At 67.9% G+C, this 274-nt stretch carries 1 pseudogene; it reads left to right on the top strand.

What is annotated here, in order from left to right:
* Nucleotides 1-274, top strand: a pseudogene (locus tag SB753_RS37125) (amino acid permease); the annotation flags it as partial.

The raw sequence follows: 274 nt of genomic DNA, 5'->3' as shown, positions 1-274 counted from the left end.
CCTCGCGGTCTGCGTCTCCGGCATCTTCTACGCCATCTCCTCGTGGGCGCTCGCGCTCGCCGTCGGCCCGAGCAAGATCACCGACCCCGCGGGCATCTCGCCGGAAGAGGCCGGCCCTCCGCTGTTCTTCAACTTCGTCGCCGAGCACCTGGGCGTGATCTGGGTCGATGTGATGTCGATCCTCTTCATCACGAGCCTGTTCGCCGCCCTCGTCAGCTTCCACAACGCGGTCGCCCGCTATGCCTTCTCGCTCGGCCGCGAGGGCGTGCTGCCC

It is taken from the genome of Paraburkholderia sp. SIMBA_053 (assembly GCF_046534895.1).
GTDB lineage: Bacteria > Pseudomonadota > Gammaproteobacteria > Burkholderiales > Burkholderiaceae > Paraburkholderia > Paraburkholderia caledonica.
The sequence above is the reverse complement of the archived record's forward strand: the minus strand, read 5'-3'. Positions and strand labels throughout refer to the sequence as shown.